General features: G+C 29.1%; 15 protein-coding genes. 12 read left to right on the top strand and 3 right to left on the bottom strand.

All coding sequences use genetic code 11. From position 1 onward, the window contains the following. Positions 1-12 precede the first annotated feature (12 nt). The 7 genes from ychF (at position 13) to BT0_RS01120 (ending at position 4,977) form a co-directional block, all read left to right on the top strand. A complete protein-coding gene (ychF, locus tag BT0_RS01150; protein ID WP_011772189.1) occupies positions 13-1,119 on the top strand; it encodes a redox-regulated ATPase YchF in 1,107 nt (368 codons plus the stop codon). A gap of 17 nt (positions 1,120-1,136) precedes the next feature. Continuing rightward, a complete protein-coding gene (locus BT0_RS06195; RefSeq protein WP_011772188.1) occupies positions 1,137-1,958 on the top strand; it encodes a hypothetical protein in 822 nt (273 codons plus the stop codon). A 73-nt stretch (positions 1,959-2,031) separates the two neighbouring features. Next, on the top strand, positions 2,032-2,289 hold the full coding sequence (gene rpsT, locus BT0_RS01140) for a 30S ribosomal protein S20 (protein ID WP_011772187.1): 258 nt from the start codon (positions 2,032-2,034) through the stop codon (positions 2,287-2,289). Positions 2,290-2,300: 11 nt separating this feature from the next. After that, positions 2,301-2,627, top strand: coding sequence for an HU family DNA-binding protein (locus tag BT0_RS01135; RefSeq protein ID WP_011772186.1), 327 nt, complete (start codon positions 2,301-2,303; stop codon positions 2,625-2,627). 3 nt (positions 2,628-2,630) lie between these two features. Further along, the gene (locus BT0_RS01130) at positions 2,631-3,038 is read left to right on the top strand and encodes a bactofilin family protein (protein ID WP_011772185.1); all 408 of its coding nucleotides are present in this window, start codon (positions 2,631-2,633) and stop codon (positions 3,036-3,038) included. An 88-nt stretch (positions 3,039-3,126) separates the two neighbouring features. Next, positions 3,127-4,671: a transcription termination factor Rho gene (gene rho / locus BT0_RS01125; RefSeq protein WP_011772184.1), complete on the top strand. Its 1,545-nt coding sequence runs from the start codon at positions 3,127-3,129 to the stop codon at positions 4,669-4,671. A gap of 57 nt (positions 4,672-4,728) precedes the next feature. Further along, complete coding sequence (locus BT0_RS01120; RefSeq protein ID WP_025375264.1) at positions 4,729-4,977, top strand: type B 50S ribosomal protein L31; 249 nt, start codon at positions 4,729-4,731, stop codon at positions 4,975-4,977. Between the two features lie 16 nt (positions 4,978-4,993). Here the strand turns inward: BT0_RS01120 and BT0_RS01115 are convergent, their stop codons facing one another. Both BT0_RS01115 and BT0_RS01110 read right to left on the bottom strand, forming a co-directional pair. Further along, positions 4,994-7,912: an insulinase family protein gene (locus BT0_RS01115; RefSeq protein WP_011772182.1), complete on the bottom strand. Its 2,919-nt coding sequence runs from the start codon at positions 7,910-7,912 to the stop codon at positions 4,994-4,996. Positions 7,913-7,924: 12 nt separating this feature from the next. Then, complete coding sequence (locus BT0_RS01110) at positions 7,925-8,641, bottom strand: hypothetical protein (protein ID WP_011772181.1); 717 nt, start codon at positions 8,639-8,641, stop codon at positions 7,925-7,927. A 147-nt stretch (positions 8,642-8,788) separates the two neighbouring features. On the opposite strand from BT0_RS01110, the gene serS reads away from it, so the two are divergent. Further along, a complete protein-coding gene (gene serS, locus BT0_RS01105) occupies positions 8,789-10,063 on the top strand; it encodes a serine--tRNA ligase (RefSeq protein WP_041178430.1) in 1,275 nt (424 codons plus the stop codon). Here serS and dusA read toward each other — a convergent pair. Beyond that, positions 10,053-11,060, bottom strand: coding sequence for a tRNA dihydrouridine(20/20a) synthase DusA (dusA, locus tag BT0_RS01100; protein WP_011772179.1), 1,008 nt, complete (start codon positions 11,058-11,060; stop codon positions 10,053-10,055). The two genes, serS and dusA, sit on opposite strands and share 11 nt — an antisense overlap. A gap of 80 nt (positions 11,061-11,140) precedes the next feature. Here dusA and BT0_RS01095 point away from each other — a divergent pair, with 80 nt between their 5' ends. From BT0_RS01095 to BT0_RS01080, 4 genes are read left to right on the top strand one after another with little or no spacing between them, the layout of a single operon-like run. Beyond that, positions 11,141-11,833, top strand: coding sequence for an SIMPL domain-containing protein (locus BT0_RS01095; RefSeq protein WP_041178429.1), 693 nt, complete (start codon positions 11,141-11,143; stop codon positions 11,831-11,833). Between the two features lie 20 nt (positions 11,834-11,853). Beyond that, complete coding sequence (locus tag BT0_RS01090) at positions 11,854-12,555, top strand: 6-phosphogluconolactonase (RefSeq protein WP_041178563.1); 702 nt, start codon at positions 11,854-11,856, stop codon at positions 12,553-12,555. Further along, positions 12,542-13,753 carry a flagellar motor switch protein FliG gene (locus BT0_RS01085; protein ID WP_041178428.1) on the top strand — a complete coding sequence of 404 codons (1,212 nt, stop codon included), beginning with the start codon at positions 12,542-12,544 and terminating at the stop codon, positions 13,751-13,753. Before BT0_RS01090 ends, BT0_RS01085 begins: the two co-directional genes overlap by 14 nt. Continuing rightward, a complete protein-coding gene (locus BT0_RS01080; RefSeq protein ID WP_011772175.1) occupies positions 13,753-15,534 on the top strand; it encodes an alanine--tRNA ligase in 1,782 nt (593 codons plus the stop codon). Before BT0_RS01085 ends, BT0_RS01080 begins: the two co-directional genes overlap by 1 nt.

Genomic DNA, 15,534 nt, shown 5'->3' with positions numbered 1-15,534 from the left:
GGAGTTTTAGTTATGGCGCTTAATGTGGGAATAGTGGGTTTGCCCAATGTTGGTAAATCTACTTTATTTTCATCTTTGACAGCATCAAAATCAGAGATTGCTAACTATCCTTTTTGTACTATTGATCCAAATATAGGTATAGTGGAAATTCCTGATGAGAGACTTTCAAGAATTGCTAGTTTGGTTGTGTCAAAAAAAACTGTTCCTGCTGTAATAGAATTCGTTGATATTGCAGGTCTTGTGAAGGGGGCTTCTAGGGGTGAGGGACTTGGTAATAAATTTTTGGCAAATATTCGTGAGGTTTCTATTATTGTGCATGTTGTTAGATGTTTTGAAGATAGAGAGGTTATTCATGTTGATGGAGATGTAAATCCACAAAGAGATATAAGCACAATTAATACAGAGCTATGTCTTGCAGATCTTGATACTGTGCAGAAAAGCATTTTAAAGAATGAAAAAAATGTAAAGAGCGTTGATAAAAAGATTAGTGAGAATGCAAAGAAGATTGTTTCAATGCTTAAGAGCCTTGAGAAGCATTTAATGGATGTTAGACCGGTAATTGAATTTGAATTTGATGAATTTGGATATGATTTTATCAAATCTTTAAATCTTTTAACTATTAAAAAAGTTATATATGTTTGTAATGTTGATGAAAATTCTCTTTGTGGCAATAAATATACAGATACCGTAAAGAATATAGCTTTAGGTGAGGGTAATGATTATTTAATTTTGTGTGCTAAGGTTGAGGCAGAACTTATTGAGATTAAAGACTTGCGTGAGCGAAGGGAAATGCTTGAGTCTATGGGAATTAATGATAGTGGTCTTAGCAATTTAATACGAACAACTTATTATGCTTTAGGTTTGAGAACCTATTTTACTGCTGGAGAGCAAGAAGTTAAAGCTTGGACTTTTATGGATGGAATGAAGGCTCCAGAAGCTGCAGGTATCATTCACAGTGATTTTCAGAGAGGTTTTATTAAAGCCGAAGTATATTCATTTAATGATTTAATTGAATATCAGAGTGTTCAAGGCGTCAAGGAGAAAGGGCGTTTTAGGCTTGAAGGGAAAGATTACTTAGTAAGAGATGGTGATATAATTTTCTTTAAATTTAATGTTTAAATATAATATTTATTAATATGAATGAGTTTTTTTTTTATAAAATCAGGTTAATTTTTATTTTTCTTCTTAATTTGAGCTTTTCTGTATTTTATATGTTGTTATATAAAAATATCTTTGGTATTTTTGTTCTTTTTTTAATATTGATAAATCTTTTTTTAATAATTTTTTATTTAAGATATTTTTATGAGCTTGATTGTAAAGGGGATAAAATTTTTTATAAAAAATTTTATCCCAAGGTTAATTTTACTTTTAATGATATTCTATGGTTTGAAAAGAGATTATCAGGTAGTATATTAATTCTAGGATTAAATAATAAACGGAAAATAAAAATTTGTTTTTTAAGAAAAAAATATTTAAGCAATTTTTTCAGGAAGCTTAAAATTATGAGAAGTGATCTATTTATTGCAAAGAATGAGGAGTTGCCGATAAGGTATTATATTTCAGGTCTTTATTTGTTAATGTTTTTGTGTCGAATTTTAATTAACATGTCTGTTTGTTATATTGCATTTGGTAGCATAATAGTATTTTTTTTTATTTTTCTTATCGGTATTAAGGTTTTAATAGATGATATTTTAGTTATTAAAGATTTGGTTATTTTTTATGAATTTAGAAAGGATTCTGTTTATGAGAAAAAAATCTTTTCTCATAAAGAATACTTTTATAAATTTTTTAACAGTATATTTGTTCATGTTTCTGAGCTGAGTAGGGATGGTTATTTGTCTTTTGTGTATAATCATAGAGGTACTCTTAAAAAGGTATACATTAATAATGAGGGAATGTCTTATTCTATGCAAAAGGTATTTGCTTATATTGATAAATATTGTAGGCAGTGTGTTTAATGTATGATTGACTATATTGTAATTAGTTGGTATATTTATTTATTATCATGTTTGCTGCATTAAGGAGTTTAATTTGGGCAATAATCCATCAGCATTAAAACGAGCTCGGCAAAATTTGAAGCGGAATTTGAGAAATGTAAGTGTTAAGAGTGAGTTGAAAACAATAGAAAAGCGTTGTATGAACCTTATAAGGGAAGGTAAAAAAGAAGAAGCTTTGGAGTTTTTTAAATTTGTTTCAAAAAAATTAGATACCGCTGCTAGAAAAAGAATAATTCATAGAAATAAAGCTGCACGTAAAAAATCAAATTTGAGTATTTTGTTATTACGATAAGGAACTAGTTTATGTCTTTTTCAAGAAGACCCAAAGTTACTAAATCAGATATTGTTAACCAAATATCTTTAAATATTAAAAATAGTAATGAAAAATTAGAAAAAAAATATATAAGGCTTGTAGTTGATGCTTTTTTTGAAGAGCTTAAAAATAGTCTTTGTCTTAATAATGTCATAGAGTTTAGATCTTTTGGTACATTTGAGCTTAGAAAAAGGAAAGGTCGCCAGAATGCTCGTAATCCTCAAACAGGTGAGTATGTTAATGTTGATGATCATCATGTTGCTTATTTTCGTCCAGGAAAAGATTTAAAAGAACGAGTATGGGGCATTAAGGGATAGTTAATGCCTGTTAATATTAAGGATTCTTACAAATGGGACTGTAAGTTAGATTCAAGCTTAATTTTCAGAGGGAAGTTAAAGTTTGAGGGTGCTTTATATCTTGATTCGTCTTTTGAGGGGGAGATATTTTCAAAAAGTGGAATACTTTTTATAGGTAAAAATAGTAAAGTTATTACAGATGTGGTAATTTGCGATACGTTAATAATTGAAGGAATTTTAAAGGGAAATATTAATGCTAGCAATAAGGTTTATTTAAATAGTGGTTGTAAGATATACGGTGATGTTAAGACAAAAAAGATATTTATTAATGATAATATAGTCTTTGATGGTAAGTGTGAAATGATTAAATCTAATGAGAGTATAGATTTATTTTCTTTTACAGTTTCACAATTAAAAGATACTTTTCAATGAATTAGTGTTATATTTATTGATTATTTAATGGTTAAGTATTATTTTTGATAAAATACCCTTCTTAAAAATTTATCTCATAGAGGAGATTATGGATAAAAAATGTGCGGAATTTGATTTAGAGGATGAAATGAAGCGTTTAAATTCTTCTAAAGAATTAAAGATTGAGGATAATTCTAAGAAAAAAATAGTTAAAGTTGTCACTAAAAAAGAATCTGTTGCTAGTGGACTTAAAAACTCTAATATTGATAAATTGAGAGAATCTAATGGAGTCTCGTCAGGTTTTGATTATGATATATCTGATCCAGATTTAGAAAATAGTATTAAGACTCTTGAGCAAAGCAACATTATTAATTTTTTAGGTGGTAAAGATTTTATCGTTATTGATAGTCTTTATGATAAGCCCATTACCGAAATCAGGAAAGTTGTTGAGGGTCTTGGGACTAATCATACTATTGCGGTAACAATGAAGAAGACAGAATTAATATTTTTACTTGTTAAGATATTAACTGAACATAATATTAATGTTTTATTTACTGGCGTTCTTGATGTTTTAAGTGATGGGTACGGGTTTTTGCGTACAGCATCTAATTCTTATCTTTCAGGAGGTAATGATGTTTATGTTTCACCGTCTCAGATTAGACTTTTTAATTTAAGGACAGGTGATATTTTATATGGGCAGATTAGGTCTCCAAGGGATGGTGAGAGATTTTTTGCAATGATTAAAATTAAAAGCATTAATGACCAGGACCCTACATTTGCACAAAATAGAATACCTTTTGATAATTTAACACCTTTATATCCTAGTTCAAAGTTGGATCTTGAATATGAAAATTGTAATATTTCCACTAGGCTTATTAATCTTTTTTCTCCTATTGGAAAAGGACAAAGAGCATTAATAGTATCACCTCCAAAGGCTGGGAAGACTACTTTGCTTCAAAAAATAGCAAATGCAATTACTACTAATTATCCAGACATTGTTTTAATGATTTTACTTATTGATGAGAGACCTGAAGAAGTGACTGACATGATTCGGGGTGTTAAGGGTGAGGTCATTGCATCTAATTTTGATGAGCAGGCTAGTAGACACGTGCAGGTTGCAGAGATGGTTATTGAGAAGGCAAAAAGACTTGTTGAGAATAAAAAGGATGTTGTTATTCTTTTAGATTCTATTACAAGACTTGCAAGGGCTTATAATCAGACTATGCCAACTTCTGGTAAGATACTCTCAGGTGGAGTTGATTCTAATGCTTTACATAAACCAAAAAGATTTTTTGGTTCTGCTAGAAATATTGAGGAAGGTGGAAGTCTTACTATTATAGCTACAGCTTTAGTTGATACTGGAAGTAAGATGGATGAAGTTATATTTGAGGAATTTAAAAGTACTGGTAATATGGAGTTAATTCTTGATAGGAGTTTGGCAGATAGAAGGCTTTTTCCTGCTATTAATATTAAGAAATCAGGGACAAGAAAAGAAGAATTGCTTTTAAGTGAAGAGGAGCGTTCTAAAATTTTGCTTATTAGAAAAATTTTAGGTGGTGTTGATGATTATGAAGGTGTTGAAGCTTTAGTTGAAAAGATGAAAAAGAGTAAGAACAATGAAATTTTCCTAAAGACCATGAGTAATGGGGATTAGTAAAATTGACTTTATTTGAAATTTAGACTAAACTTTTATCAAATTAAGAGAGGCATTATGAAAAAAGATATACATCCTGTTAGTAATTTAGTAATATTTAAAGATAGTTCCAATGGTACGATGTTTTTAACTAGATCTACTTTAACTTCAAAAGAGACAATTAAATATAGTGATAATAAAGAGTATCCATTAATTACTGTTGAAATTACAAGCAAATCGCATCCTTTTTATACAGGTCAACAAAAGTTTGTTGATGCAGCAGGTAGAATTGACAAATTTAACAAAAAATATAAAAAGCTTAAGTAATTTTTTTTCTTATATATTAATATATTTTTTTTACCTTGTAGTTTGTTCCAATAAATGCTTCTAGTTTTTCTTTTTCATCTTCATAAGTTGCATGGTTAACAAGAGATGTAATGCTATTTTTTTGTTTTAATTGGTTTAATACTTGTTCAGATATATTTTTAATGTCTGTGCTTGTTATTTTGAAGTAAGAGTTTCTTATATCTTGTCTTAGCTGATCACTAATGTTTAGCATTTTTCTTTTATGGCTTTCTAATATTTCTATGGATTTGGTTTTTACATTTGTACTTAAACCAATTACTCCTACTAAATATGTATAGAGTTCTTCGTTTTTAATTTCGTTATTAGCCAATTCTTCTAATGATGTTTCAAATGCTTGATATGTCTTTACAAAGTTAGGATCTCTATATGATGCAAAAGAAAATATTCCGTTTGTAATTGATGCAAATGCACCGTATGCTCCTCCCATGACCCTTATTTTTTCCCATAAGATCCCACTTTTTAATATATGTGTTAAGAAATTTATTTTTGGATAATTTTCATCTGTTATTTTATAGCTTGCAAAGCTTATGGAGTTAAAAGATATTTTTGATGGAATAATGATTATTTCTGTTAAGATATTGCCTGATGGTTGTATTGTAATTGGGTTATTGATATAAGTCTTTTTACTTAAACTTTCTCTTAATGTGAATAATTCACTTTCTAATCTTTTAATGACATCGTTAGTACTACCTATAAGCAGTGATGAGAGATTGTCTTTAAAAATTATTTTGTCCCTTAGCCTTTCTAAATTAGATGCAAGTTCTCTTAAAGATTCTATGTCTGTCTTTACTTTTTGCCAGTATTCTCTTCCTGTAAGGCCAACTTGAAGTTCTTTTAGATATTTGCTTTGACTTAATTTTGATTCTGATCTTATTGTTGCAAAGATATGTCCTTTGGGTATTAGTATCGATTTAAAATCATTTTTTAGGCTTAAGACTATTTCTTTTAATCTATCGTAATCATGAAAATTTATGTTGATTAAAATTTCTTTAATTAATATAAATGATTCTTGAATTTTATTGTTAAATGATTTGAAATTTATGTTAAATAAATTTATCATGTTTCCTTGTATATCTTCTTCATAACTTTCATGTATGTTTAATTGTCCCAAAGTATTTTGGATTTTATTATTTAAATCTACATAGGAATAATTTTGGGTAGATAGATCTTGAATGGCTCTTTTTAATAAAGAAAGATGCATAAAATCTTCTTTTTGTAGAAAATTTAATTTAAAAAATAGATGCACATTGAAGATATTATTGTTTTTCTTTAATTCAAACGTATGTGTTTTAAGTTCAGGAGTTTCATTAAGAATTAAACTTTTTTCAACTTCTTTTGGTAAATCCTCTATTTTTAGCATGGGAAGCTTAGTAATGTCGGATTTAAGATCTTCCTTTTTTTGATAGTCTTTAAATTGATTATAATCTTTAGTAAATTCTGCAAATTTTTCTGGATTTTTCTTAATGTCAATTTCTCTATCCATTAATTTTTTTTCTATTTTTTCTTCCATTTCTTTAAGGACTGTATCTGATGGATTAAATTGGATCAATGTGTAATGATTATTATTGAGTAAATATTTTTCTATTAGATTTTCAAAGTAAGGTTCCCCTTTCTCTAGTTTGTTTTTAATCTCATCTAGATGACAATTAATTTTTAAAGTTTCAGTTGGATGCATTCCATGTAACCAACCTTTAAAACTTTTGATCATTAAAGAAATAGGCCATCCTTGTCCTTTTTCTTCTTTTAATGCAAATTCATAACCAAAGAGAATACCTTGTATTAGTTCTTCTGAAATTTTTACTTTAACAAGATTTTTAAGTTCATTAAAAACCATATTTTTAAATTCTTCCATTTTTCCTGGAACTACGTTTTGTAATCCGAATGAAAATACGCATTCTTTTATGTCTGTGTTGATGCCACTAACATCAGCTATTACGTCACCAATATTACTCTTTAGCATGTTTATAGTGAATTGACAGGAGCTGTCTAGGAGAATTTCTGATAGAATTTCAAGTCCGATATTTTCTTTGATATTTTTAATATCAGTACATAACCAGTTTATTGCATATACTCCTAGTGTATTTTCAGTTTCTTTTGGGATATCAAAATTTAGTGTTTTACCTTTATTCCATCTTGTGGTTTTTTTTATATTGTAATTAATATTTAATTTTTCCTTTGTATAAGGTCTAATTATATATTTTTCAATAAAATTAAGATTTTTATTAGTGTCAATATTGCCAAATAAAAATATTTTACAATTTTCTAGTGTATAGTGTTTTCTGTAAAATTCGATAAATTCTTCGTATGTAAGGTCAATGATATTGATAGGATTGCCCCCAGAATCGTATTGATAGGTACCTTCAGAAAAAAGAGAATTGGTAGCAATTTCGTTAATTAAAGAATTTTTGTTGGAATAATTACCTTTCATTTCATTTAAGACAATACCAGATAGTTTAAAGTTATTTGGGTTTATATTATAACCTTCCTGCATAAAGGCTTCTTTTTTAAGTAATGGGTTAAAAACAGCATCGGCATATATTTTGAATAAGTTAAAATAATCTTTTTGGATTGTAGATGCTGCTGGATAGAGAGTCTTATCTGGAAATGTCATTGCATTTAAGAAAGTGTTTAGGCTTCCTTTCATTAAATAAAGAAAAGGATCTTTTATTCTATATTTATTTGATCCGCAAAAAATCGTGTGCTCTAGGATATGAGCAACCCCCGTATTATTTAGGGGAATAGTCTTGAATGCTATTCCAAAAGCATTTTCTTTAAATGTGGTATTTTTTAGTTCAAATATTTCTAGTCCACTTTCATGTTTAAAATAACATCCTTCAGTGTCATATTCTTCTAGGTAAGTTTTTGAAATTAAGTTGAAAATTTTTTTTCTTTTCATTTATGATTTATTTTATCCTTGTTTTATATATTTTTGTGCTTCTTCTTCATTAAATTCGAATATGTTTTCGGTATCCTTTATGTCGTCTAAATTAAATACATAAAATGGGAATTTTATTATGATTTTTTTATTTTCAAAGTAAATCACTGCTTGCTGTAAATCAAATAGTAGTTTATTTGGGTATGTTTGTTCAATTTTTTCTTTAATCCTTTGAGTAAAGTAGGGAAATGCTTCTTCTACGTTAATGATTTCATCTATATTATAAATATAATCCCCATTATCGCTAATATAATAGCTTCTATGGTTTGTGATAGATGTATCATTAATTGTTTGAGTGGCACTTACTATTATTGTATAAATACCATATCCATGGTAGATCTCATAATCTATGTTTAAGCTTGGTTTTTTAGACTCTTGTTTAATATTTTGAGCAGCACTCTCTAGGTTGTTAACTATTTCATTTGAATAATTTTCAACTTCATCATTGAATGTTTTTATTTTATTGTTTTTTGTTCTGGCATCTATTACTTTGGGTATTCTAATTTTATATTCAAAAAATTCGTTTTCTTCTTCTGCTAGAATTGATTGAATTATTATTTCATCTTTTTCGTTATAGAGTGTGTCAATTTCATTAAAGTTTATTTTCTTTGTTTTTTTTGTACACCCTATAAAAATCATTAGTAATGATGTTAAAATGAATAGTTTTTGAGCTGTTGACACTTTTATCATAAAGACATTTTTCTCCGTATATAAGTTTATTCTACTATTATTATAATTATTATATAATATTTATGATAATAATTGATGTGATTTGTTTTTCATTTTATTTTATTTGACCTCAATTATTTTTAGTTAAATCTATGTGGGAGTTCTGTGATGCTTGACTTGAAGTTTATAAGAGATAATTTAGAGCTTATTCAAAAAAATATTAAAGATAGAGGGCTTGAGTTAGATATCGATCTGTTAATTTCTCTTGATGATGAGCGCAAAAAACTTGTTACTAAGATAGGGGAGTTGAATGCTATAAGGAATGAAAATGCTAACGCTATGAAAGGAAAAATAGATGATTCCCGTAGGCATTCTTTCATAGAGACTGGAAAGGTTTTAAAGTCTGAAATTGCGATATTGGAAGAAAAATTGAGTCATATAACATCTAAACTGTTGATTGAGCACAAGCGGATTCCAAACATTTCTGCTCCTGATGTTCCTGTTGGTGAGGGTGAGGATGGAAATATTGTGTTAAAAGTGTCAGGAAGTATTCCAAATTTTGATTTTAAACCAAAGGATCATTTGGAAATTGGAATTGATTTGGATCTTTTTGATTTTGAAAGGGCACGTGAGGTTAGCGGTAATAAGTTTTATTATCTTAAAAATGAAGCTGTTTTTTTAGAGCTTGCACTTATTAATTTTGCTTTAAATAAACTTAAACCCAAGGGTTTTGATTTATTTATCACACCTGATATTGCAAGGGAATTTATAGTTGATGGAATTGGCTTTAATCCGCGTGGCACTGAAAGTAATATTTATAAAATTGAAGATACAGATAAATATCTTATTGGTACAGCTGAGATTACTCTTGGTGGATATTATTATAATACTATATTAGATCTTAAGTCTCCACTAAAGATGGCAGGACTTTCTCATTGTTTTCGTAAAGAGGCAGGAGCAGCTGGACAATTTTCTAAGGGCCTTTATAGGGTGCATCAATTTAGTAAAGTGGAAATGTTTTGTCTTTGTAAGAGTGAAGATTCTGATCGTATTCATAATGAGTTTTTGGCATTAGAAGAAGAAATTTTTACTGAACTTGAGATCCCGTATAGAGTCTTAAATGTTTGTTCTTTTGATCTTGGTGCATCAGCTTATAAGAAGTACGATATTGAAGCTTGGATGCCGGGTAGGGGAGATAAGGGCGAGTATGGAGAGGTTACTTCAACTTCAAACTGTACAGATTATCAGTCAAGGCGCCTTAAAATTAGATATAAGGATGATGGTCAGAGTAAGTTTGTACATATGATAAATGGTACAGCCTTAGCCTCAACAAGAACAATCATTGCTATACTTGAGAACTTTCAGGATGCAAGAGGCGGTGTACGAATACCTAAGAATTTGGTCAAATATACAGGTTTTGATTATATATCTCCTAAAAATTAGATTTTAAAGTATCTTCTCTTAAGTGTTCAATTGCGCTTAAGAGTATTTCATGATTTTTAAGATTTTTAGGAAAAGGTGCACTTAAGATTTGTCTAAATTTGCGAGCATTGTCTTTTGCAAATACTATTCTCATTATGTGTTTTAGTATGGTATTAATTGAAAGGTGTTCGTTATATTCTTTGATATATTCTACCATTTTTAATAATACTTCTTCTCTTGTTGGAATTTTTTCTTTTTCTTCTAAGAATTCTCTTGAAATTTTGGCAATGAAATAAGGATCTTTTGCCGCAGCTCTTCCAATCATAACAGAATCCACATAAGATAGATGTGTTTTTATGTGGTTACTACTGATAATTCCTCCATTTATTTCAATAAATATATTTTTATGATCTTGCTTCAATTGATATACAAGTTCATGTCTGAGTTTTGGAATATTTTGATTATCTTTAGGAGAATATCCATTTAGTATGGCTACTCTTGCATGAATGGTAAAATTTTTTATTTCATATTCTATAATTTTTTCTACAAATTGTTTGAGTTCTCTATAGTTTGTTTCATGATATTCTCTTTTATTATGTCTTATGCCTATTCTGTGTTTGATTGAGACAGGTTTATTTGTGTTTTTTTTCATGGCTTGCAGGATTTTGCCTACCTGAGTTGGAGTTTGCATTAAACATGCCCCATAGTTTGCATCTTGGACACGAGATGATGGGCAGCCAACGTTAAGATTATATTCATCAAAGTTAAATTTGTTTTCAAGGATTTCTATGGCTTTTGCGGCGTCGTTTTCACAGTCTGTTGCTATTTGAATTGCAATGGGTGAATCAGTGGGAGTTTGTTTTACAATTGTGTTTAACTTGCCCATAATAATTGATTTTGCAGAAATCATTGGGGTATATAGGGTAACTTTTTTTGATAATAATCTTATTATATATCTAAAGTGTTCGTCAGTAATTGCTACCATTGGTGCTATTGCGATTTTTCGGTTTATTAACATGGCATAATATGTTAAAATAAATTGTTTAATTTGACAATATATTTGTTTATGGGTTTATAAAAAATTAGGAGGTGAAAATTATGTTTGCAAAAAAGTTATTATTTTTATTGTCATCTTTAGTTTTTTTGATAGCCTCAGTTATCATGTCTATTGGTATAAAGAATATTGGGATAAAAAATGGAAATTACATTACTGTTAAGGGCTTAAGTGAAAAAGAGGTACTCTCAACTTCTTCAAGTTGGAATTTACGGTATGAATTAGGTGGAAATACTATAGATGAGATTAATAAGTTAAATAATGCAAATTTTTTGGCGATAAGAGATTTTTTTGTTAGCTATGGGTTTCATGAAGATGAGATAAGCATGAAAAATATGGATTTTCATATTGCAAACTATAGTGATGCTCTTTATAAGTACAATGCGTATATATCTTTAGGTATTTATACTAAAGATATTGATAAAATGGAGCAGGTAAGCAAAAATATTATTAAACTTTACAATAAAGGAGTCCTCTTTACTGGTAATGGTGGACCAAGTTATTATTTTGATAAAATCAATGATGTTAAACCTGCAATGTTAGCAGATTCTATTAAAAATGCCTTGGATGCGGCTTTAGAGTTCTCACGTAATTCTGGTGCTGTTTTAGGAAAAATTAAGACCGCAAATCAAGGATACTTTGAATTTCTTCCAGTTGATAGAAGTTCCGAAAATCATGAGCGTTATTCAAAAAAGATATTAAGGGTTGTTACTACAGTTTCTTATTATTTAGATTAAATTTGTTGCAAGGAATGGTGATGGAATTTTTGTGTTCTAATAAAGAGAGTGATTTAAAGGGAAGGTTTTTTGATTTTTTTTTAAAAAATATTAGTCGAGATGATTTTACTAGTATTGGAGTTTGTGGTGGTCGAAATATTATTTCTTTTCTCAATGTCTTTGATGAACAAAATTATCCTATTAAAAAATCTCATTTTTTTTTAGTAGATGAGCGTTGTGTTGATTTAAATAGCGAGTACAGTAATTTTAGGCTTTTAAGTGAAGGATTTTTCTCTAAAATGATGAAGAAAAATTTAATCTGTGGTTCTAATTTTCATCCATTTATTTACAGTGAGTTTGATGAAACATCGTCTATTTATAATTATAATGTTGAATTTAATTCTAGATTTACAAGATTGGATCTTAGCATTTTGTCTGTTGGTGAAGATGGGCATGTTGCTTCTCTTTTTCCTTCAAGGAAACTTTTATTTTCTGAGATGGAAGGATATCAATATGAGTATGATGCACCAAAGTTTCCAAGTAAGCGAATGAGCTTAACACCTAAGTCTTTACTTTTGTCTAAGGCTTCTGTGTTACTCTTTATTGGTCATGAAAAAAAGGGTGCTTTAGAAAATTTTTTAAGTTCAGAAATTTCTCTAAGAGAATGTCCAGCTAAAATTTTCAAGGATCATGCTCGTTTATTGGTTCTTACAAATATTGAGGGAGTCTATGCAGGATCCTAGGATTTCTAAATATCAGGATGCAAAAAATTGGGGAGTAAAAACCTTTAAAGAATCTGAAAAAAAAGAGTTACATAATGATTTGCCTGAAATACAAGGTTCTCTGCTTAAGTCATGGGTCAATCTGATTAAGAGGGGCAAAAGAGAGGATTTCAGCAATTCAAGTTCTCTTAGCAAAGGAGTTGGGAAGCCAGGATTTATTCGTAAAGAGAGTAAAGTATCAAAAATAGCAAAATATTTCTTAGCTATTGGTCTTGAAAAATCATCAAAAATTATGGCTGAACTTGATGATGCTGATATAATTGCAATTACTAGAGAAATTACAAAAATTAAGTACATTACCCCTGATGATAAAAAGCGGATTATTCAAGAATTTGAAGATTTAGTAAAAAGTGAGAGAAAATATTTAAAAATTGATGATAAATTTACTTATGAGTTATTAAATAAATCTTTAAGTAAGGCAAAAGCGAAAGAGATTTATATAAAAGTTACAGGAATTGATCCATTTTTGCCTTTTGATTACTTATCTGGTGTTGAGGATGAACAACTTTGGGCTTTAATTAAAGATGAAAATATTCAAACACTTTTGATAATATATAATTATTTAACCAAAGAACAGAAAAAATATGTTTTTTCTATGTTGGAAAAAGATATTAAGAAACAGTTTGTTAAGGAGCTTGCTAAGCCGAGACAATTAAATATGGATATGATTGAGATTATCTCTGATAGACTTAAGAGTAGATTTGCAATGCAGGGTAAACTTAAGACAGAAAAACTTGATGGTTCTAAGATACTTGTTGATATTTTGAGTTATATGGATTCTGAGGATGAAAAAAATCTTTTGAGTAATATTGATATGAAAGTTTTAAATCCTGTTAAAGATAATGAGATTAAAGAAAGAATATTTGATATTAATGTAATACTTAGAATTACAGATAATGATATGCATAATATTTTAAGAGAATTTACAGATAACGATATTGCAATTATTATTAAAGATAAAAGTGATGAAATTAGAGATAAAATTCTTTTCAATGTTTCAAGAAGACGTAAAACTCTTATTTTAGAAGAAGAGTCTTTTTTGAAAGAGGTAAAAAAGAGAGATATAAAAGCAATGACTACGTCCTTTGTTAATTATATTAAGGAGTTAACTTTAAAGGGTGAATTAATGATATATAGAAAAAATGAGGAGTTTATTTAGTGAAACTTGATGAACTACGTAAAAAGTATATAGAATTTTTTAAGAGTAAGGGACATTGTGAGATTGCAGGCAAGTCTTTAATTCCTGATAATGATTCTACAGTTCTTTTTAATACAGCTGGCATGCAACCGCTTGTACCTTATCTTCTTGGAGAAATACATCCATCTGGAGATATGTTAGTTGACGTTCAGAAATGTTTAAGAACAGGAGACATTGATGAGGTGGGAGATCTGAGTCATTTAACTTTTTTTGAAATGCTTGGAAATTGGTCCCTTGGAGCTTATTTTAAAGAACTTTCAGTAAAGTATAGTTTTGAGTTTTTAACTTCACCTGATTACTTAAATATTTCAAAAGATAGGCTTTATGTTAGTGTTTTTGAAGGTGATGAGAATATTCCACGGGATACAAAGACAGCTAGTGTTTGGGAAAGTCTTGGAATTCCTAAAGATAGGATATTTTATCTCTCAAGAGAGCATAATTTTTGGGGTCCTGTTGGAAATGTAGGGCCTTGTGGGCCGGATACTGAAATCTTTGTAGATACAGGCAAAGAGAAGTGTTCTAATGAATGTGATATTACATGTTCTTGTGGTAAGTATTTTGAGATTTGGAATAATGTTTTTATGCAATATAAAAGGGATGAGAATGGAAATTATGAAGAGTTGAATCGGAAATGTGTGGATACAGGAATGGGTATTGAGAGAACAATTACATTTTTGCAGGGAAAGTCTTCAGTTTATGACACGGATGCATTTAAACCGATAATTGATAAGATCGAAAAAATTTCTGGCAAAATTTATGGGCAGAATTTAGAGGATGATAAATCTATTCGAATAATTGCTGATCATATTAAGGCCAGTTGTTTTATTTTGGCTGATAATTTTGCAGTTCTTCCGTCTAATGTAGGACAGGGATATGTTTTAAGGAGAATCATTAGGAGAGCTATTAGATATGCAAAAAAACTTGGGATGGAATCTCATGTTTTAGCAGATCTTGTTGATCCTGTTGAAGAGATTTATAAATCTTTTTATAAAGAATTAACAGAAAATAAAGATTTTATTAAGGCTGAGTTAAATACAGAGGAAAAAAAATTTTTTAAAACTTTGCGTCATGGTGAACAAGAATTTATTAAATTAATTCAGCATTTATCATCGAAATTAATTCCTGGTGAGATTGCTTTTAAACTTTATGATACTTATGGTTTTCCTTATGAAATAACGGAAGAACTTGCAACTGAATATGGATTTAGTATAGATAAGACAGGTTTTGAAGAGCATTTTAGGAAGCATCGAAAGGTTTCTAAGAAAGGAGGTGATAAAGTCTTTAAAGGGGGACTTGCGGATTGTACATATGAGACTACCAAGCTACATACAGCTACTCATTTGCTTCATAAGGCACTTCAATTAGTCTTAGGTGATCATGTAAGGCAAAAAGGTAGTAATATTACTGCTGAGAGACTAAGGTTTGATTTTAGTCATCCTTATAAAATGACGGATGATGAGATAAAAAGAGTTGAAGATATGGTTAATTTACAGATAAAAAATAAATTATCTGTAAATCGAACTGTAATGAGTCTGGATGATGCTTTGGCTAAGGGTGCTATGGCTCTATTTGGTGAGAAATATGAAGAGATTGTCAGTGTGTATGAAATTGATGGTTTTTCAATTGAAGTTTGTGGTGGACCGCATGTTAAGAACACTAGTGAACTTGGGATTTTTAAGATACAAAAGGAACAGGCTTCATCATCAGGTGTAAGGAGAATAAAAGGCATTTTGATCGATTAA

It is taken from the genome of Borrelia turicatae 91E135, assembly GCF_000012085.2.
Classification (GTDB): domain Bacteria; phylum Spirochaetota; class Spirochaetia; order Borreliales; family Borreliaceae; genus Borrelia; species Borrelia turicatae.
Note: the sequence above shows the minus strand (reverse complement) of the source record. Positions and strands in the feature narration are given on the sequence as shown.

What these genes read in the sequence shown, in the direction of transcription:
- dusA (WP_011772179.1), bottom strand. Translation starts at nt 11,060, where the DNA reads ATGTTAATAAACCGAAAAATCGCAATAGCACCAATGGTAGCAATTACT.
- BT0_RS01120 (WP_025375264.1), top strand. Translation starts at nt 4,729, where the DNA reads ATGAAAAAAGATATACATCCTGTTAGTAATTTAGTAATATTTAAAGAT.
- rho (WP_011772184.1), top strand. Translation starts at nt 3,127, where the DNA reads ATGGATAAAAAATGTGCGGAATTTGATTTAGAGGATGAAATGAAGCGT.
- BT0_RS01085 (WP_041178428.1), top strand. Translation starts at nt 12,542, where the DNA reads ATGCAGGATCCTAGGATTTCTAAATATCAGGATGCAAAAAATTGGGGA.
- BT0_RS01090 (WP_041178563.1), top strand. Translation starts at nt 11,854, where the DNA reads ATGGAATTTTTGTGTTCTAATAAAGAGAGTGATTTAAAGGGAAGGTTT.
- BT0_RS01115 (WP_011772182.1), bottom strand. Translation starts at nt 7,912, where the DNA reads ATGAAAAGAAAAAAAATTTTCAACTTAATTTCAAAAACTTACCTAGAA.
- serS (WP_041178430.1), top strand. Translation starts at nt 8,789, where the DNA reads ATGCTTGACTTGAAGTTTATAAGAGATAATTTAGAGCTTATTCAAAAA.
- ychF (WP_011772189.1), top strand. Translation starts at nt 13, where the DNA reads ATGGCGCTTAATGTGGGAATAGTGGGTTTGCCCAATGTTGGTAAATCT.
- BT0_RS01110 (WP_011772181.1), bottom strand. Translation starts at nt 8,641, where the DNA reads ATGATAAAAGTGTCAACAGCTCAAAAACTATTCATTTTAACATCATTA.
- BT0_RS01130 (WP_011772185.1), top strand. Translation starts at nt 2,631, where the DNA reads ATGCCTGTTAATATTAAGGATTCTTACAAATGGGACTGTAAGTTAGAT.
- BT0_RS01095 (WP_041178429.1), top strand. Translation starts at nt 11,141, where the DNA reads ATGTTTGCAAAAAAGTTATTATTTTTATTGTCATCTTTAGTTTTTTTG.
- BT0_RS06195 (WP_011772188.1), top strand. Translation starts at nt 1,137, where the DNA reads ATGAATGAGTTTTTTTTTTATAAAATCAGGTTAATTTTTATTTTTCTT.
- BT0_RS01135 (WP_011772186.1), top strand. Translation starts at nt 2,301, where the DNA reads ATGTCTTTTTCAAGAAGACCCAAAGTTACTAAATCAGATATTGTTAAC.